Below are 18,334 nucleotides of genomic sequence, written 5' to 3' on the forward strand. Positions count from 1 at the left end.
GACAGCGGCGGGCGGGTGGAGGAAAGCCCGTAGGGTGGCCGCAGGGATGCGGCCAGTTTTTCGACAGGACACGGATGTCCTGTCGAAAAACCCCGAAGCCCGCCCGCGAACCTGGAGGGCCGCAGGCCCGGAAGGCGCGTCATCCGGGGTGCCTTTCTCTTTGGCATTGCCACCATCTCGGTGGTTACTTTCTCTTGGGCAAGCAAGAGAAAGTGACCCGGACCGCGGCAGCGGTTCGGAAGCCCGCCGCAGGCGAGCTAGATCGCGAGAACGCGAAAATCAAGCGATGCGGAAGCAGGGTCCCCCGATTACGCAAGGACCACCATGCAGCGAGGTGCGATAGCACCAACGCCGCGCTTACTTCCCGCGACGCGGCCCCTTGTTCCCGCCACCACTATGCCCATGCGGCCGCGGCTTTCCACCGCCACCACCCGGCTTCTTGAAACCAGGGCGGAAGCCACCCGGACGACGCGGTGCCGAATCGGCAGCGCCACTGTCATCGCCATCCCATTCCTTGATGCGCAGCTGCTGCTGGCTCACCCACACCTTCTGCAGGTGCTGGAACACTTCGGCTGGCATGCCGTCGGGAAGGTCGATCAGGCTGTATTCGCCACGGATGCTCAGGCGACCGATGTGGCCGCTTTCCAGGCCTGCCTCGTTGGCGATGGCGCCGATGATGTTGCCCGGCTTCACGCCGTGCTCATGGCCCACTTCCACGCGATAGGTGCGCTTGCCTTCTTCCGTGTGGTGCGCGCGCACCGGACGCGGGGTGAAATCGCGCGGAGCGGCATCGCGGTCGCGCGGGCGATGCTCACGCTCGCCGCGGTGATCACGATCGCCACGCTCGTGGCCGTGCTCACGGTCGCGGCCGTGCTCGCGCGGCGCGAACTCGCGCTTGGGCGGCGGGGTCAGCAGCAGCGGCTGGTTGCCCTGGGCGATGCGCGCCAGCGCGGCGGCAATCTCCACGGCGGGGATGTTGTGTTCCTGCTCGTACTGTTCGATGAGCTGCTGGAACAGTTCCAGTTCGCCCACGGCGATGGTGTCGCTGATGCGCTGCTTGAACTTGGCGATACGCACGTCGTTCACCGCTTCCACCGTCGGCAGCTTCATCTCTTCGATGGGCTGGCGCGTGGCACGCTCGATGGCGCGCAGCATGCCCTTTTCGCGCGGCGTGACGAACAGGATGGCTTCGCCGCTGCGACCCGCTCGGCCGGTGCGGCCGATGCGGTGCACGTAGCTTTCCGTGTCGTACGGGATGTCGTAGTTCATCACGTGGCTGATGCGTTCCACGTCCAGGCCACGCGCGGCCACGTCGGTGGCCACGAGAATGTCGAGCTTGCCGTCCTTCAGCTGCTGGATCACGCGCTCGCGCTGCTGCTGCGCGATGTCGCCATTGATGGCGGCGGCCGCGAGGCCTCGCGCCTGCAACTTTTCGGCAAGCTCTTCGGTGGCCGACTTGGTGCGCGCGAAGATGATCATCGCGTCGAACGGCTCGGCTTCGAGGATGCGCGTCATCGCGTCGAGCTTGTGCATGCCGCTCACGAACCAGTAGCGCTGGCGGATGTTCGCCGCCGTGGTGGTGGACGACTTGATCGTGACTTCGCGCGGATCCTTCAGGTGGTGCTGCGCGATCTTGCGGATCGGTGCCGGCATGGTGGCGGAGAACAGCGCCACCTGGCGTTCCGGCGGCGTGGCCTGCAGCACTTTCTCCACGTCGTCGATGAAGCCCATGCGCAGCATTTCGTCGGCTTCGTCGAGCACCAGGAACTTCAGCTCCGAGAGATCGAGCGTGCCGCGATCGAGATGGTCGATCACGCGGCCCGGCGTACCCACCACGATCTGCACACCGCGCTTGAGCGAGTGCAGCTGCGGGCCGTAGCTCTGGCCGCCGTAGATCGGCAGCACCTGCAGGCCCGGCATGTAGGTGGCGTAACGCTGGAACGCTTCGGCCACCTGGATGGCCAGTTCGCGCGTCGGCGCGAGTACCAGCGCCTGCGGCTTGCCGGGCTTCAGGTCGATGCGCGAAAGAATGGGCAGCGCGAACGCGGCGGTTTTGCCGGTGCCGGTCTGCGCCTGGCCAAGCACGTCGCGGCCTTCCAGCAGCGGCGGAATGGTGGCGGCCTGGATCGGCGAGGGCGATTCGTAGCCGACGTCGGTGAGTGCGCGCAGCAACTCCGGATGAAGGCCAAGCGCAGCAAAGCCGACGGCTGCCGGCTGGGAATCGGAAGACGGGGAGGACATGGGGAACCTCGACATGGCATGCACGACGGCATGCGGGAGAATGCCGCTATTGTAACAGGCTGGCCCGGCCCCACTGGGATTTTTGTGCCAGCTGATGGCTCAATCGAGAGGATTATTCATGTCTGGACGTCTTGATGGTCGTGTCGCGCTGGTTACCGGCGCGTCGTCGGGTATTGGTGAAGCCACGGCGCTGGGCCTGGCCGAGGCGGGCGCCAAGGTCGCCATTGCAGCGCGCCGGCGCGATAGGCTCGAAGCATTGGCGGCAAAGCTGCAGGCGTTGGGCGCCGACCCCACCGTGCTGGTGGCCGATCTCGCCGACGAGAACGAGGCCAAGCGCATCGTGGCGGAAACCGAGGCGCGCTACGGGCGCCTGGACATCCTGGTGAACAATGCCGGCGTGATGTACCTGGAGCCGGTGGAAGAGGCCGATCTGGGGCGTTGGCGTCGCATGCTGGAACTCAACGTGCTCAGCCTCATCGCATCCACGCAGGCTGCATTGCCCGGCATGCGCCAGCGTCGCGACGGCCACATCGTGAACATCTCGTCGACGGCGGGGCGCGTGGCCAATCCCAATGCTGCGGCGTATTCAGCGACCAAGTTCGGCGTGGTGGCGTTTTCCGAAGCGCTAAGGCGCGAGGTTTACCAGCACAACATCCGCGTCACGGTGATCGAGCCGGGCGTGGTGGAAACCGAATTGCGCGATCACATCGGCCACGCGACGACCAAGGACAACCTCAACGCCTGGGCCGACAGCATGCGCCAGCTTCAATCGGTGGACGTGGCCGATGCCATCGTGTTCTGCGTGTCGCGTCCGGCGCACGTGAACATCAACGAATTGCTGATGCGCCCGACCGACCAGGAACGCTGAGCCAGTCGCACTATCATTGGCGGGTTCAGGTTTGGCAGAAGGAATCACCATGGCAGGGATAGAAACGATCGCCGAGCAGCGTTGCCACGGCGGCGTGCAGGGGTTCTACCGGCATCACTCGGACAACTGCGGCGGACCAATGCGCTTTGCATTGTTCCAGCCGCCGCAAGCGGCGCAGGAAGCCTGCCCGGTGCTGTATTTCCTTGCGGGCCTCACCTGCACCGAGGAGACCGCCACCATCAAGGCTGGCGCCCAGCGTCTCGCGGCGGAGTTGGGCTTGATCCTGGTGATGCCCGATACCAGCCCGCGCCAGACCGGCTTCGACGGCGCGACGGGCGATTGGGAGTTCGGCGAAGGTGCGGGCTTCTATCTCGACGCGACGCAGTCGCCATGGTCGTCGCGTTTCCGCATGCACAGCTACGTGGTCGATGAGTTGCCGGCGCTCGTTGCGCAGCATTTTCCGGCGGACATCGCGCGCAGCGGCATCACCGGTCATTCGATGGGCGGGCACGGCGCGCTCACCATCGCCTTGCGCCATCGCGACAAGTACCGCTCCGTGTCGGCCTTCGCTCCCATCGTCGCGCCGAGCCAGGTGCCGTGGGGACAGAAAGCGTTCCCGCGCTACCTGGGCGACGATACGGCGACCTGGGCGGAATACGACGCCTGCGAACTCGTGCGCCGGCGGACTTTCGACGGCACCATCCTGATCGATCAGGGCGAAGCCGACGGTTTCCTCACCACGCAGCTGAAACCCGAACTGTTCGACCAGGCCTGCGCCGAAGGCGGCCAGGCGCTGCTGTTGCGGCGACACGCGGGTTACGACCACAGCTACTACTTCATCACCAGCTTCATCGACGACCATCTTCGTCATCACGCCGAGGCGCTGGGCCGGCTGTGAACGTGTTCCATCCCATTACTACGCAACGCACCGTGTTGCGTCTGGTGGAAGTGGCCGATGCGTGGAAGCTGCTGCGCTATCGCGAGCACAATCGCGAGCATCTGGCGCCGTGGGAGCCGCTGCGCGACGAGGCGTACTACACGCTCGACCACTGCGTGCAGACGTTGGCCGAATCACGCGAAGCGGTACGGCTGGATCGTGCTTATCCGTTCTTCGCGATGGATTTGTCAGGCCAGGAAATCCTTGCCTGCTTCACCTTCGCCAACGTCGTGCGCGGCGCATTCCAGGCCTGTCATCTGGGTTACAGCGTCGCGTTGCGGCGGCAGGGGCAGGGGCTGATGCAGGAAGTGCTGGAAACGGCGCTTCCCTGGGCGTTCCATAAGTTGGACATGCATCGCGTGATGGCGAACTACATGCCGCGCAACGAACGCAGCGGCCGTTTGCTGGAACGCCTGGGCTTCGAGCGCGAAGGCTACGCCAAGGGCTACCTGCAGATTGCCGGCGTGTGGGAGGACCACGTGCTCACGTCTCGCATCCGCGAGCCGTAGCTGCGACAGGGCAGAACGTTTCAGCCCTTGATGGTCGTTGCCGGCGCGGGCAGTGCGGGACGCACGCAGCGCGTCGGCATCCGCTGGGTGTTGCCGGCGATGATGTCGCAACTCCAGATCAACGGTGCGTTGCCGCCGGTGGCCGAGTTGTCCAATGGCGTGAGCAGGAAGACGGGGTCGGGCGCAGCACCGGTGTTGCGTGTTGCGATGGTGACGCGGCCGCTTTCGGACACGTCGATCTTCGACACATAGGCGTTGAGCGAGGATGCGGCGTTGAAGGTAAGGTCGCCGGGCTTGAGCTGGCTCAGTCCGCCGCGCACGGTGGCGGCTTCCATCACGACCAGTTTCGCCGCTTCGCCCGACTGCAGCGCCTCATCGAGGTGTTCGGCAACGCGGTGATTGCGCCAGGTGGGAATGGCGATGGTGGCGACCACTGCCACGATGGCGAGCAGCGCAAGACCGATCATGACAGGCCGGGAACGTTCGCCTCGCATCTCGTTTCTCCTTTGCCGTGACGATGGTTGGACAAATCTCGTGGCCAGCGAGTGAGAGACTTGTCAAAGCGCTAGGGCGGTCTCACCGCAGCGCGGCGGCCTACACCTTCGCACACTTCATCGACGCCAAGGACCGGCGTCGCAGATCACGGTTCAGGAAACTCGATGATTCAAATATTCGCGAGGCCTCGACGTTTTTGAACGCGAGGCCTCACGATGAGGCTTACGCCTTGGCTGCGGGACGACCGCGGCGCTGGCGCTTGCGGTTGCCTTCGGCCGGACGATCGCCGCCGCCAAAACCATGGCCGGCGTGGCCATGCGGACGATGCGAGCCCTGCGGACGACCGCCCTGCGGGCGAGCCGGACGCGCCTGGCGCTGGCCCTGCACCGGCTTGGGCGCATTGGCATCGGTACGCAACGGATGCGAAGGCTCAAAGCCCGGCACGTCGCTGACGGCAATGTCCTGCTTGAGCAGCTTGCGAATGTCGCGCAGCAGGCCCGACTCGTCGTGGCTCACCAGCGACACGGCCATGCCGTCGGCACCGGCGCGGCCCGTGCGGCCAATGCGATGCACGTAATCTTCGGCAACCATCGGCAGGTCGAAGTTGATCACGATGGGCAACTGGTCGATGTCGATGCCGCGCGCGGCGATATCGGTGGCCACCAGCACGGTCACGCGGCCCGTCTTGAAATCGCTCAGTGCACGCGTGCGCGCGTTCTGGCTCTTGTTGCCGTGGATCGCGGCGGCACGCATGCCGGCAGCGCCCAGGAAGGTCACCAGCTTGTCGGCGCCGTGCTTGGTGCGGCTGAACACCAGCGTCTGGCGGCGGCTGTCCTGCGACAGCACGTGCAGCAGCAGGTCGCGCTTCTTGGCGGCATCCACCGGATGCACGTGATGCGTGACGGTGGTGGCCACGCTATTGGCCGGGGTCACCGACACTTCGCGCGGGTTATGCATGAACTGCATCGCCAGTGCCTTGATCGGGCCCGCGAACGTGGCCGAGAACAGCAGCGTCTGACGCTGCTTGGGCAGCGCGGACAGGATGCGCTTGAGCGCCGGCAGGAAGCCCATGTCGAGCATGCGGTCGGCTTCGTCCAGGATCAGCACTTCCACGCCGGAAAGATCCACCGAGCGCTGCTGCATGTGATCGATCAGGCGGCCCGGCGTGGCGATGACCACGTCCACGCCGCGACGCAGCGCCTGCATCTGCGGGCCCATGCTCACGCCACCAAAGATGGTGGTGCTGCTCACGCGCAGGTACTTGCCGTAGTCACGCAGGTTGTCATGCACCTGCGCCGCCAGTTCACGCGTGGGCGTGAGCACGAGGGCGCGGGGGCGACGGGTCATGGTGGCGCCAGCCGTGGAGAGGTGCTGCAAGAGCGGCAGCGCGAACGCCGCGGTCTTGCCGGTACCGGTCTGGGCGGCGGCGAGCAGGTCGCCACCTTCCAGCACTACGGGAATGGCCGAGGCCTGGATGGGAGTGGGTTCGGCGTAGCCTTGGTCGGCAAGCGCGCGCAACAACGCGGGCGCAAGGCCCAGCGATTCGAAAGTCATGGAAGCTCCAGAGCAACCCGGAGCGTTCGAATCGAACCGCGTTGCAGTATCAAATGGGGGAGGCACGACGGAATGTCGTGACAGGGGAGTATAGCGCAAATATGAATTACCTGCCGGGTTTGCCAATCGATGGCATCGGAAACCCGGCGCGAAGCCTTCCACAGCAAGGCATTTGGCCTATTTGGGCCGCGCTGCCACCAGCAGATAGCTATCGAACAGCGTCTTTCCATGCAGGGAGCGGATGGTGACCGTGAGACCGGCCGTTTCGAGCTGCCTGCGCAGTTCATCGGCGCTGGGATAATGCTGCGCGCCCACGCGCATCCAGCCGCTGGCGCTCAGGAAGAACTCCGAGACACGCGTATAGGCATAACGCCAGCTGCGCTCGCGCAGCACGTTGCGGATCACCAGCAGGCCGCCCGGTGCGAGATGGGCGATGGCGTTGTCCAGCAGCGCGTGCTGGCCGTCGCGGGGCAGGTAGTGCAGCACGTCGAGCAGGGCCACGTGGCCGCGTATCGGTTGTTGTGATGTGCCATCGGTCTGGCGAAGTTGCAGTACGCCATCCAGCCCCGCCTGGCGTAGCGCGCGGTTACCCGCCTCGATCTTGCGCGGATCGCTGTCCACGCCCAGGTAGCGCGTCACGATGCCTCGCGCATGCAGGTACTGGCCAAGCAAGCCAATGCCGCAGCCGATGTCCAGCAGTGGCATCGGCCGATGCTTGATCAGCGCCGCCGTTGCCGCGTAGGCAGGGTCCATCGCCAGCTTGCCCTTCACATAGCGGCGCTGGAGCCAGTGCTCATACGAGTTGGCGATGCGGTACATGGCGGCATCCATGTTCGACATGTGAGCCCACTCCATGGCTGCGTGATGTGAAGGCGAGCATGCATTCAAACATCGGTGAACGCCACTCCCGGCTTGCGCTGCGGCGGCGGTGATGGTTCGCTTGGCGCCCTGCGTGCCGCGCGGGCGGTCACCCTTGGTCTGGATGGAGTTGCACATGTCGCCGTTCGCGCCCTTTCGGGAACTCACCACCACCCAGCGGCATACCGTGCTGGCCAGCTTCCTGGGCTGGACGCTGGATGCCTTCGACTATTTCCTGCTGACCTTCGTGATCGTGGGCGTGGCGCAGGAATTCCACGTCGGCAAGCAAGAGGTGGCGTTCGGCCTGCTGCTCACGCTGGCGGCGCGTCCGCTGGGTGCGCTGCTGTTTGGACGGCTGGCCGATCGTTATGGCCGACGCCCGATCCTGATGCTCGACGTGATTCTGTTTTCGCTGTTCGAGCTGGCCACGGCCTTTTCCACCTCGCTCACCATGCTGCTGGTGCTGCGTTTCCTGTTTGGCGTGGCGATGGGCGGCGAATGGGGCATCGGCGCCTCGCTGGCGATGGAATCGATTCCGCCGAAGGCCCGCGGCGTGGTGTCCGGCCTGCTGCAGAGTGGCTATCCCGTCGGCTTCTTTCTCGGCGCCTTGGTGAACTGGCTGCTGGTGGATCACATCGGCTGGCGCGGTTTGTTTATCGTCGGCGCCTTGCCGGCCTTGCTGGTGCTGTACATCCGCCGCACCGTGCCCGAGTCGGAAGTGTGGCAACAGGAACGCGCGGCCAAGGACAAGAAGGGCCTGCTCGAATCCATGCGCGGCCACTGGAAACTCGCCATCTATCTCATGCTGCTGATGATGGCGTTCAACATGTTCAGCCACGGCTCGCAGGACCTGTACCACACGTTCGAGGAAGAGAGCCTGCACCTGCCCACCGGTTCGGGCACGGCCTTCATGCTGGTGGCGATGCTCAACCTTGGCGCGCTGGTGGGCGGCCTGTTCTTCGGCGCGCTGTCCGAGCGCATTGGGAGGCGCAAGGCCATCATCCTCGCGGCCTTGCTTTCCATTCCGGTGATTCCCTTGTGGATGTACGGCAGCACTTTGCCGCTGCTCGCGCTGGGCGCCTTCCTGATCCAGGTGATGGTGCAGGGCGCCTGGGGCGTGGTGCCCACGCACCTGAACGAACTGGCGCCCGAGGGCATGCGCGGCACACTGCCCGGCTTCGCCTACCAGACCGGCAACCTGCTGGCGGCGGTCACCGCCAACGCCCAGCTGTGGATCGCCAAGCAGCATGGCGGCAGCCTGGCGTTCGCCATGTCCGCCTGGATCGCCGCCGTCGCCGTGCTGCTGGCCGTGCTGGCCTGGGCCGGTCCCGAGGCCCGCGGGGCCCGGTTCGGCCGCCCTCAGCCGGGCACGGGCGAGTAGCCGGGCAGGCTGCTAGAATTCAACGTTTGATCCATCACGAGACACGCAATGAAGGCTGGCAAGGACAAGGTCATCTCGCTCCACTACACGCTGACGGTGGACGGTGAAAAGGTCGAGAGCTCCCTCGACCGCAACGAACCGCTGTGGGTTCTGCTCGGCCACGGCCAGCTGATCCCGGGCCTGGAAAAGGCGCTGGAAGACCACGAGGCAGGTGAGAACCTGCAGGTCGAAGTGGCCCCGGGCGAAGGCTACGGCGAGCGCCAGCCGGGCATGACCCAGCGCGTGCCGAAGAAGTACTTCCAGCAGGCCGCCAAGCTCAAGCCCGGCATGAGCACGGTGCTGGCGCTGAAGGAAGGCGGTCACCGCGTCGTAGTGGTGGAGAAGGTGGGCATGACCACCGTCGACGTGGATCTCAACCACCCGATGGCGGGCAAGACGCTGAATTTCGATGTGACCATCAATGAAGTGCGCGATGGCACCGAGGAAGAGATTGCGCATGGTCATGCGCATCCGCCGGGTGCGGACGCGCACTGACTTGCCTTGGTTCCCTTCTCCGTTGGGGAAGGGGAAGGGGAGTGCCGTGAGGCAAGTTGCAAAAAAGCCGCTCCAAACGGAGCGGCTTTTTTGTTTGTCATTCCTGCGAAAGAAGGAGCTTTTCAACAGCCGAATGGCTGGTCATCCAGTGACTGTTCGCTCGGTTATGGCGCTACCGCGGCCTGGCTCGCCTGCGGCGGGCTTCCGACCTGCTGCAGTCCGCTTTAAGTCCTCTTCGCATCGATGCGTGGCGGTGTAGCCGTACCGCTGATTAGAGAGATCGTGACGTTCCGGGCTCCAAAACCTTCAAAGCTCGTATCCCACAGAACGCTATGAGCCTATCGCTCTAAAGGCCATTTTCTTTGGGTTACTTTTCTTTTGGGCCAGCAAAAGAAAAGTGACTCGAGCGGCGGCAGCCGATCGAAACGCCCGCTGCGTAAGCGGCACGCTGGCGAGATCGCCGCATAAGAGCGAGCAACGGACTCGCGATAACCAAGTGCAAAGTCACTGGATGACCAGCCTTCGGCTGTTGAAAAGCGCCTCCGGCCTCCGCCGGAATGACGAGCAAGAAGGCCTTTGGGTACTGAAAGGCGCCGCGTGCTCTTGCCTCCTTCAGGAATTCGCAGGAATGACGAACTCGGGCAAAACCATCGCACCCGCGCGCTCCGCCTGCGCATCACCAACACACAAACAACAACGGCACCTCACGGTGCCGTTGCCATTCCAACCGTCTGAACCAACATCAGACCAACGTAATCTCCACATCCACATTGCCACGCGTCGCATGCGAATACGGGCAGATGTCACGATGCGCGGTATCCACCAGCTCCTGCGCCACGGCGCGGTCGATGCCCGGCAGATTCACTTCCAGCTTCACTGCGATACCGAAACCCGTCGGCTCGCGCGGACCGATGCCCACATGCGCGGTCACCGAAGCGTCCTTCAACGTCACGTTCTGCTGGCGGGCGACGAAGCGCACGGCGCCTTCGAAGCAGGCCGCATAACCCGCGGCGAACAGCTGTTCCGGATTGCTGCCGTTGCCGCCCGGACCACCGAGGCCCTTGGGCACGACCAACTGCAGATCGAGCACGCCGTCGTCGCTCTTGGCGTGGCCTTCGCGGCCGCCGTGAACGGTGGCGGTAGCGGTGTAGAGAATCTTGCTGATGTTCATGGGTCAGTCCTCGTTTGGGGAGTGTTGGATCAGTTGGGTAAGTCGCTTCAGTTCATCGCGCAGCGATTGCATTTGGTCGAGCGGCAATTGCATGCACTGCGCGAGACATTCGGGGATGCCGCTGGCTTGGTCTCGCAGGGCCAGGCCGGCGTCGGTAAGGCGGATGTCCACTTCGCGCTCGTCTTGCTTGCGGCGCTGGCGGGTGACAAGACCGGCCGCCTGCAGGCGCTTGAGCAGCGGGGTGAGCGTTCCGGAATCGAGTTGCAGGCGCTGGCCCAGTTCGCGGACGGTCAGCCCGTCCTGTTCCCACAGCACCAGCATCACCAGGTACTGCGGATAGGTAAGGCCCAGCGGTTCCAGCAGCGGCCGATACAGACCCGTCACCGAACGTGACGCGGCATACAGCGCAAAGCACAGTTGCTGGTCGAGCAGGAGTTGGTCGGGAGTGGGTTGCCGCTTCATGGGGTAAATCCTAAGCGCAAAATTAAATTGTGTACAATTCAATTTTCTGATCGTGACGATAGACGGAGCCTAAGAGGCCCGCGGGCGTGCGCTGCGTGAAAGAGATTGAGGCAGGCGGGGCCCGCCCGGATCAGTCGAGCAGGCGTTTGCCGAACTCGAAATGATCGCGCCAGTACGGGCCGTCGATGTCGTCAAGCCGCACCGTGCCGCCGCTGTTGGGTGCGTGCACGAAGCGCCCCTTGCCCACGTAGACCCCCACGTGGCTGATGCCGCCCGAGCCACCGAAGAAGACCAGGTCGCCGCTGATCAGGTCGGTCATCTGACGCACCCGCGAGCCGCTCATTTGCGACATTTCGCGGGAGCTGTGGGGCAGGCTCAGGCCGGCCGCGTTGCGATAGATGTAGTCGACCAGCCCGCTGCAATCGAAGCCGCCATCCGGCGTATTGCCACCCCAGCGATACGGCGTACCGACCAGGGCGATGGCGCGAAACAGCACGTCGTTGGCCGTGCCCGTGGCACCCGTGGGCGCACGGGCAGGCAGATTGGCCAGCGACGAGCGGGAATCCTTGTAGGTGGGCTCGGGGCGGCGGCTGTTGCTCGCGCAGGCCGCCAACGAGAGTGCGACGGCAACGAGCAGTAGATGGCGCGCGGTACGCCAGAACGCCAACCGGTGGTCGGAAGGATCGGCGAACTTCAGGCGCATCTCTATCCCCCGTTGCTTGAGACGAGCCCGAGGTTATCAAATCAATAAGTTGGAAGAAAGTTCTCAGTGATTGCTGGAGGTGAAGTCTCCGGCGCTCATGAGTCGGGCTTGTCCACCGTCACGCGGCGCTCGCTGAGCTTGCGGCCTTCGCGGTCGCGGCTGCTGATCTTGTATTCACCGGGCCACAGATAGAGCGTGTTGATGGTGTTGTCGGCAAGCAGCACGTAGCGATCCACGGGAATGGCGTCATCGCTTTCGTTGGCGTAGCGCGCCTCCACCACGCAGGGGAACTGACGCTGGCACATCTCACTGGAAATCACGCGCGTCTGCCGGGCGCCACCCAGTTCCAGCCAGTGCGGCCGGCGCTGGTGGCCGGAGCGCGGGAGGATCACGTCGACGTCGTGGCGATCGGGATCGGACGCCCAGACGCTGCCGTTCTGCCGGCTGAGCAGCACCGACGGCTTGTCCACCGGGAACGCGGCGGACAGATGGTTGTACAGGTCCGTCTTCGGCATCGGGCCGATATCGCGCCAGCGCGTCTGGTCGATGGACAGCGGATCGAAGCCGGTCAGTTCCTTGAGCTGCATGGCCATCGGCTTGATGGTCTTGCCAAGATTGCCGATGGCCTTGTCGATATGCGCATATCCCGCATGCACGAACAAGCGCGCCTTGGGATCGTTCTTGAACACCTGGCGGTAGAGCAGCTGCGCCTGACCGGACTCGCGATCGGCCAGGGCATCGGCTTCCGATTCATAGGCCACCACCTTGAACCCGAGGCGGATGGCTTCGCGAATGATCTGCCCGTACAGCGGCTCGTGCAGGTACTCGCTGCCGCTGGTGGCGACGGGGTAGCCGCGCGACATGAGTTGGGTGTCGTTGTTGACCAGCGCTTCCGCCGCGAAATAAGTGAACCCTTCCGCGCGCAGTTTCGGCAGCAGGCTCAGGGTGAGTTCGCGCGTATGCGCGTCGTGGTGCGCTTCGTTGATCATCACGATGCGCCGGTTGGTGGCCAGCTTGGCGATCTCGGTCGCGGCGTCGGCGGGTACCCAGTCGGCGGCAGCAGGCAGGGTGACCGAGGTCTGCACGCGATTGTCGAACGGAAAGTCGAAGATGGCCTCGTCGTACAGGCCCAGCTCGTCTTCCACGGTGGCCAGCAATTGCTGGTCGATCAGGCGGTCTTCCTTGGTGAGTTGCGGCATCACTTCGCGCAGATACAAGTAGCGCGCCAGGTCGGTCTTGATATGCGCCGTTTCGGAGAAAAGATCGCGATCCACCGCCGTGGCGGACGATGCCGTGGCCGGACGCTCAGGCGTCGGCGCGCTTTGCGCGGGCGCCGGGCGCTTTACCTCCTGTGCCTGCGTGGCCGATGCGCAAACCGCCAGCATGGCCGCGAACACCATCGCGGAACGCCACTGGACCAACATCCTGCTGGACTGCTCTGACGTTCCCATCGCACTAATCCCTCGAGGTTAGGAGCGAGCCGTGGCAACGCTACAATAGCCGGATGGATGCTTCACGCAGTGATGTGCTGATTCTCGGCGGCGGCGTCATCGGCCTGGCCTGTGCCTACTACCTGCTGAAGTCCGGAGCTACCGTGCGCATTTTGGAGCAGGGTACCCCGGGCTGCGGCAGTTCGCACGGCAATTGTGGAACGATCACCCCAAGCCACGCGGCGCCCCTGGCGATGCCGGGCATGCTGGGCGTCGCGTTGCGCTCGATGCTGCGCGCGGACGCGCCGCTCTACCTCAATCCACGCCTGGACGGGCCGCGCTTTCGATGGCTGCTGGGCTTTGCGCGGCGCTGCAACTGGCGCGACTTCGAGCGCGCGGCGCATGCGCGGTCGGCCATCCTGCAACGTTCGCGCGGCTTGCTGGCTGGCCTCGTACGCGATGAACAATTCGACTGCGAGTTTGGCGAAGAAGGCGAGCTCTACGTCTACCGCAACGACAAGGCCTTCCGGGCCGACGAACGCCATCACGCGCAGGTGCTCGATCGCCTCGGCGTGGCGGTGGAACGCCTGCGCGGCGACGAGGTGGAAGCACGCGAGCCCGCCTTGAAACCCGGCGTCGCCGGCGGCCTGTTCCATCCGGGCGATGCGCGGCTGCGGCCGGATCGCTATGCCGCGGAACTCGCGCAACGCGTGTTGGCCATGGGGGGAACGATCGAGTCGGGCGCGCGCATCGACCAGTTCGGCATGCAGGGCGATCGCATCGACCACGTGCGCACCACGCGCGGCGTGTTTCGCGGCGACCGTGTGGTGATGGCGCTGGGCGCGTGGTCGCCACTGGTGGCAAAGCCGCTGGGCCTGCGCCTGCCCATGCAACCGGGCAAGGGTTATTCGATCACCTATTCGCGACCCGCGCTGGCGCCACGCCATGCGCTGGTATTGCGCGAAGCGGCGGTGTGCGTGACCACCTGGGAAAGCGGGTTCCGATTGGGCAGCACCATGGAGTTCTCTGGCTATGCGGAAGGCCTCAATCGCACGCGCCTCGATGCCCTGCGTCGCGGCGCCGCGCAAGGGCTGCACGTGCCCGAGGGACCGGAGCTGAAGGAAGAGTGGTGGGGCTGGCGGCCGATGAGCGTGGACGAAGTGCCCATCATCGGCCCGAGTTCGCTATGGTCCAACCTCATGCTGGCCACGGCGCACGGCATGCTTGGCGTGAGCATGTCGGCGGCCACGGGAGAGCTGGTGGCATCGATGCTGCGTGGTGACACGCCGGCCATCGATCCTGCGCCTTATGCGCCGGCGCGTTTTGGCGTGTGATCTTGACGCGGCCTGCTCGCAGGTTCGCTTAAGTTGAATGGCGCAACCTGGAGAGCGGCATGGCGGAAACGTTTGATCTGATCGTATTGGGTGGTGGCTCGGGTGGATTGGCAACCGCATTCCGCGCCGCCCGTCACGGCGCGCGCGTCGCGTTGCTGGAACCCAATGCGCTAGGCGGCACCTGCGTCAATGTCGGCTGCGTACCCAAGAAGGCACTCTGGTTTGCCGGCCAGCTGGCGCAGGAACAACGGCTGGCAGTCGACTATGGTTTTGCGTCCGCCCCCGGCGCGCTCGACTGGGAACATTTCCGCCAGTTGCGCCAGCATTACATCGATGGCATCCGTCGTCGTTACGCGATGGGCCTGGAAGAGGGCGGCATCCAGGTGTTCACCGAAACGGGGCGGTTCGTGTCCGCCAACACGGTAGCCACCTCCGCCGGGGAAGAATTGCGCGCGCCGCAGATCGTGATTGCCACAGGCGGTCGTCCGCATCGACTGGACATACCCGGCTTTGATCTGGGCATGGTGTCCGATGACATCTTCGAGTTGCGCACCTTGCCCAAGCGCATCGCCGTGATTGGCGCCGGCTACATCGCCATCGAATTCGCGGGACTGCTCAACGCGCTGGGCAGCGAGGTGACGCTGCACGTGCGCAATCGCATGCTCACCAGCTTCGATGCGGAACTGGTCGACGCACTGGAGCAGCACATGTGCGACGCAGGCATCCGCATCACCAACCAGGTGAAAGTGACGGGCCTGCATCGCGATGGCGATAATCTGATGATCGACGACGACGTCAATGGTCCATGCGGTCCGTATGACGCCGTGTTGTGGGCGATCGGCCGTGTACCCAACAGCGATCGGTTGGATCTCGATGCCGCGGGCGTCAACGTCGACGACGGAGGCCACATCGTCACCGACGCGTGGCAGGCCACCAATGTCGAAGGCATCTTCGCGGTCGGCGATGTCACCGAGCGTCCCGAACTCACGCCGGTGGCGGTGGCCGCGGGACGGCGACTGGCCGATCGGCTGTTCGGCGGCAAGCCCGACAGTCGGCTCGACTACGACAATATTCCCAGCGTGGTCTTCGCCGAGCCGCCGCTGGCGATCGTGGGCCTCACCGAAGCGCAGGCGCGCCAATTCCATGGCGACCGGGTGCACGTGCACCGTGCGAAATTCACGCCGATGAAATGGGGTGTGGCCGGGCGAAAGCATCCGACCCTGATGAAGGTCGTCACCGAAGGCGACGACGAGCGCGTGGTGGGTATCCACGTGCTCGGCACAGGCGCAGATGAAATGCTGCAGGGCTTTGCGGTCGCGCTGAAAATGGGCCTGCGCAAGCGGGATCTGGAAGACACCATCGCCATTCATCCGAGTTCGGCCGAAGAACTGGTGTTGATCAACTGAGCGGGCCAACGTCGGCTTTCCCGCGCCACGGTAAACTTCACGCATGACCGCCACCTACACGCTTCATCGCGGCACCGCGCCGTTGCTCATCAGCCTGCCGCACGACGGCAGTTTCATTCCCGATGACATCGCTGCGCGCATGCGTCCGGATGCACGGCGTTCGGTGGATACCGACTGGCATGTGGGGCGCCTCTACGAACCGTTGGCGAAGGCGCTGGGCGCCAGCGTGATTCGCCCGGTGGCATCGCGTTACGTGGTCGATCTCAATCGTCCGGCCGATGGTCACGCGCTGTATCCGGGCAAGCGTGAAACCGGGCTCGTCTCCACCATCGGCTTCGATGGCGAGCCGCTTTACCTGGATGGCGCTGAACCGACTGCGGAAGAAATACAACGTCGGGTAAACGCGTATTGGCGTCCGTACCACGATGCCTTGTCGCAAGAACTTGAACGCCTGCGCGCCGAACACGGCCGCGTCGTGTTGTGGGACGGGCATTCCATCCGCAGTCGCGTGCCCATGTTGTTCGAGGGCCAGTTGCCCGACTTCAATCTTGGCACTGCCGAGGGTGCGAGTTGTTCGGCGGCCTTGCAGCAGAAGCTCAAGGATGTGCTGGAAACCCGGTCGCGCTACAGCTTCGTGGTCAATGGCCGCTTCAAGGGCGGCTACATCACGCGTCATTACGGCCAGCCCGATACGGGCGTGCAGGCGGTGCAACTGGAGCTGTCGCAGATCAACTACATGGACGAAGACAGCTTCGCGTATGCCGAGGCCAGCGCCGTGCAGGTGCAGGAAACCATCGCGCGACTGCTGGCGCTCTGCGTGGCGTAGGCGCAAGAACATTCGACCCTTGTTAGGGTCTTGCAATGTCAAGACGCGCAGCCCGGAAATCTCGCCTGCGCGCGGGAAAAATCCGGTTTCGGGCTGCCATCAAACGTGCGATGTTTTAGTCGTCGCACCGCTCGCATCGGGCTGTTCCGATGGGGGGCGCGGCACGAAACAAGCTCTTTACGTCGAGGCTCACACACATGCGCAAGTTCGCGATCGCTTCCCTGCTCGTAGCGGGTATGGCTTTCACCGGTTCCCTGTTGGCTCAGGACGCAGCCCCGCAGCCTGCGCCTGCTGCTCCCGCGGCGGCCAAGCCCGCGTCGGCCACGCCGGCACCGGCGACCAGCTCGTCGCACAAGCACAAGAAGAACAAGTCCACCAACAACGGCCAGCCCAAGCCCAAGGGCAGCAAGTCCGCCAAGCGTACGGCCAAGTCCACGCTGCCGCAGACCGAAGCCAGCCACTAAGCTGCCTTTGCAAGAAAGCCCCGGCATTCGCATGCCGGGGCTTTTTTCATGCGCGCGTGATGCGTCGTGTCAGCTCTTCAGCGCAGCAATGCACTTCAGTTCGATGGCGATGGGCGTAGGCAAGGCCGTGATGCCCAGCGTGGTGCGGCACGCATCGACGCCTGCGAAATATTCCGCATAGAGTTTGTTGTACGCGGCAAAATCGCGCGCCATGTCGGTGAGAAACACCGTCACATCGACCAGGTCTTCCCAGCGTGCACCGCTGGCCTCGAGCACGGCGCGCACGTTGGCGAACACCTGCCGGCATTGCGCCTCGATGTCGTAGCTCACCAGCTTGCCGTTGTCGTCGTAGACGTTGCCCGGGATGGCATTGCTGCCCGGCGTGCGCGGGCCGACACCGGAGAGAAACAGCAAGTCGCCCACGCGGCGCGCATGCGGATACGCGCCCACCGGCGCCGGCGCCTGATCGGTACGTACGACGTGACTCATCGATTGAACTCGGGGATCGTGCCCAGGCGCTGCATCGCGTGTTCGTACGCGGGCTTCAGCCCCTCGCGCGAGCTCACGTGCATGCCCAGATCGTTCACGTGCCCGTCGAACAGGCTGTAGCACCAGGCGTGCACGGAGAGTTTCTGGCCTCGCTCCCATGCGTCCATCACCATGGTGGTGTGGCACACGTTGACCACCTGTTCCATCGCGTTGAGTTCGCACAGACGCGCGTTGCGCAGGTTCATCAGGTCGATCGAGGTAAGCAGCTGCTTGTGCTTCTGCGCCACGTCGCCGACATGGCGCAGCCAGTTGTCGACCAGGCCAAGGCGGCGATCGTCGAGCACCGCCTGCACGCCGCCGCAACCATAGTGGCCCACCACGAGGATGTGCTCGACCTTGAGCACGTCAACCGCGAACTGGATGGTGCTCAGGCAATTGAGGTCGGTGTGCGACACCACGTTGGCGACATTGCGCTGCACGAAGATGTCGCCGGGCGGCAAGTCCACGATCTGCGTGGCGGGCACGCGCGAATCGGAACAGCCGATCCACAGGTACTTCGGTGCCTGCTGCTGGGCGAGACGTTCGAAGAATCGCGGGTCCTGCTCGACCATGGCGGCGGACCATTGGCGATTGCTGTCGAGCAGATTCTGCAGGGGACTTTTCACGATGGCG

Annotated in this window: 19 protein-coding genes; 9 read left to right on the plus strand and 10 right to left on the minus strand. The window is 64.5% G+C overall.

Translation table 11 applies throughout. From position 1 onward, the window contains the following. Positions 1-357 precede the first annotated feature (357 nt). Positions 358-2,241, minus strand: coding sequence for a DEAD/DEAH box helicase (locus ABIC75_RS20675; protein WP_354015788.1), 1,884 nt, complete (start codon positions 2,239-2,241; stop codon positions 358-360). A 118-nt stretch (positions 2,242-2,359) separates the two neighbouring features. On the opposite strand from ABIC75_RS20675, the gene ABIC75_RS20680 reads away from it, so the two are divergent. From ABIC75_RS20680 to rimJ, 3 genes are read left to right on the plus strand one after another with little or no spacing between them, the layout of a single operon-like run. Further along, positions 2,360-3,109: an SDR family NAD(P)-dependent oxidoreductase gene (locus ABIC75_RS20680; protein WP_354015789.1), complete on the plus strand. Its 750-nt coding sequence runs from the start codon at positions 2,360-2,362 to the stop codon at positions 3,107-3,109. Between the two features lie 49 nt (positions 3,110-3,158). Continuing rightward, positions 3,159-4,007: an S-formylglutathione hydrolase gene (gene fghA / locus ABIC75_RS20685; RefSeq protein WP_354015790.1), complete on the plus strand. Its 849-nt coding sequence runs from the start codon at positions 3,159-3,161 to the stop codon at positions 4,005-4,007. Positions 4,008-4,009: 2 nt separating this feature from the next. Then, on the plus strand, positions 4,010-4,555 hold the full coding sequence (rimJ, locus tag ABIC75_RS20690) for a ribosomal protein S5-alanine N-acetyltransferase (protein ID WP_354015791.1): 546 nt from the start codon (positions 4,010-4,012) through the stop codon (positions 4,553-4,555). A gap of 20 nt (positions 4,556-4,575) precedes the next feature. Here rimJ and ABIC75_RS20695 read toward each other — a convergent pair whose 3' ends face one another. From ABIC75_RS20695 to ABIC75_RS20705, 3 genes are all read right to left on the minus strand, one after another. Beyond that, the gene (locus ABIC75_RS20695) at positions 4,576-5,022 is read right to left on the minus strand and encodes a hypothetical protein (protein WP_354015792.1); all 447 of its coding nucleotides are present in this window, start codon (positions 5,020-5,022) and stop codon (positions 4,576-4,578) included. Between the two features lie 250 nt (positions 5,023-5,272). Next, positions 5,273-6,604, minus strand: a complete 1,332-nt coding sequence (locus ABIC75_RS20700) for a DEAD/DEAH box helicase (protein ID WP_354015793.1) — start codon at positions 6,602-6,604, stop codon at positions 5,273-5,275. 177 nt (positions 6,605-6,781) lie between these two features. Continuing rightward, positions 6,782-7,444: a class I SAM-dependent methyltransferase gene (locus tag ABIC75_RS20705; RefSeq protein WP_354015794.1), complete on the minus strand. Its 663-nt coding sequence runs from the start codon at positions 7,442-7,444 to the stop codon at positions 6,782-6,784. Between the two features lie 154 nt (positions 7,445-7,598). Here ABIC75_RS20705 and ABIC75_RS20710 point away from each other — a divergent pair, with 154 nt between their 5' ends. Together ABIC75_RS20710 and ABIC75_RS20715 are read left to right on the plus strand one after the other, a co-directional pair. Continuing rightward, on the plus strand, positions 7,599-8,843 hold the full coding sequence (locus ABIC75_RS20710; RefSeq protein ID WP_354015795.1) for an MFS transporter: 1,245 nt from the start codon (positions 7,599-7,601) through the stop codon (positions 8,841-8,843). 48 nt (positions 8,844-8,891) lie between these two features. Then, positions 8,892-9,377 carry an FKBP-type peptidyl-prolyl cis-trans isomerase gene (locus ABIC75_RS20715; protein WP_354015796.1) on the plus strand — a complete coding sequence of 162 codons (486 nt, stop codon included), beginning with the start codon at positions 8,892-8,894 and terminating at the stop codon, positions 9,375-9,377. 742 nt (positions 9,378-10,119) lie between these two features. Here the strand turns inward: ABIC75_RS20715 and ABIC75_RS20720 are convergent. The 4 genes from ABIC75_RS20720 to ABIC75_RS20735 all read right to left on the minus strand — a co-directional run bounded on the left by ABIC75_RS20720 (position 10,120) and on the right by ABIC75_RS20735 (position 13,137). Beyond that, a complete protein-coding gene (locus ABIC75_RS20720; RefSeq protein ID WP_121878512.1) occupies positions 10,120-10,548 on the minus strand; it encodes an organic hydroperoxide resistance protein in 429 nt (142 codons plus the stop codon). A gap of 3 nt (positions 10,549-10,551) precedes the next feature. Next, positions 10,552-11,010, minus strand: coding sequence for a MarR family winged helix-turn-helix transcriptional regulator (locus tag ABIC75_RS20725; protein WP_354015797.1), 459 nt, complete (start codon positions 11,008-11,010; stop codon positions 10,552-10,554). A gap of 130 nt (positions 11,011-11,140) precedes the next feature. Further along, the gene (locus ABIC75_RS20730) at positions 11,141-11,713 is read right to left on the minus strand and encodes a C40 family peptidase (RefSeq protein ID WP_354015798.1); all 573 of its coding nucleotides are present in this window, start codon (positions 11,711-11,713) and stop codon (positions 11,141-11,143) included. A gap of 95 nt (positions 11,714-11,808) precedes the next feature. Continuing rightward, on the minus strand, positions 11,809-13,137 hold the full coding sequence (locus ABIC75_RS20735) for a hypothetical protein (protein WP_354015799.1): 1,329 nt from the start codon (positions 13,135-13,137) through the stop codon (positions 11,809-11,811). 80 nt (positions 13,138-13,217) lie between these two features. Here ABIC75_RS20735 and ABIC75_RS20740 point away from each other — a divergent pair, with 80 nt between their 5' ends. The 4 genes from ABIC75_RS20740 to ABIC75_RS20755 all read left to right on the plus strand — a co-directional run bounded on the left by ABIC75_RS20740 (position 13,218) and on the right by ABIC75_RS20755 (position 17,173). Next, entirely contained in the window at positions 13,218-14,477 is a 1,260-nt protein-coding gene (locus ABIC75_RS20740; protein WP_354015800.1) for an NAD(P)/FAD-dependent oxidoreductase, read from the plus strand. A 59-nt stretch (positions 14,478-14,536) separates the two neighbouring features. Further along, positions 14,537-15,883, plus strand: a complete 1,347-nt coding sequence (gorA, locus tag ABIC75_RS20745) for a glutathione-disulfide reductase (protein WP_354015801.1) — start codon at positions 14,537-14,539, stop codon at positions 15,881-15,883. Positions 15,884-15,926: 43 nt separating this feature from the next. Beyond that, positions 15,927-16,709 (plus strand): N-formylglutamate deformylase, encoded by a 783-nt coding sequence (gene hutG, locus ABIC75_RS20750; protein ID WP_354015802.1) that lies wholly within the window; start codon positions 15,927-15,929, stop codon positions 16,707-16,709. Positions 16,710-16,906: 197 nt separating this feature from the next. Continuing rightward, a complete protein-coding gene (locus ABIC75_RS20755) occupies positions 16,907-17,173 on the plus strand; it encodes a hypothetical protein (protein WP_354015803.1) in 267 nt (88 codons plus the stop codon). A gap of 69 nt (positions 17,174-17,242) precedes the next feature. On the opposite strand, the gene ABIC75_RS20760 is transcribed toward ABIC75_RS20755, so the two are convergent. Then, positions 17,243-17,662, minus strand: coding sequence for a RidA family protein (locus ABIC75_RS20760; RefSeq protein WP_354015804.1), 420 nt, complete (start codon positions 17,660-17,662; stop codon positions 17,243-17,245). Beyond that, the gene (gene can, locus ABIC75_RS20765) at positions 17,659-18,327 is read right to left on the minus strand and encodes a carbonate dehydratase (RefSeq protein ID WP_204635212.1); all 669 of its coding nucleotides are present in this window, start codon (positions 18,325-18,327) and stop codon (positions 17,659-17,661) included. The genes ABIC75_RS20760 and can overlap by 4 nt, the downstream gene beginning before the upstream one ends. Between the last annotated feature and the right edge of the window lie 7 nt (positions 18,328-18,334).

It is taken from the genome of Dyella japonica (genome assembly GCF_040545895.1).
GTDB classification, from domain to species: domain Bacteria; phylum Pseudomonadota; class Gammaproteobacteria; order Xanthomonadales; family Rhodanobacteraceae; genus Dyella; species Dyella japonica_D.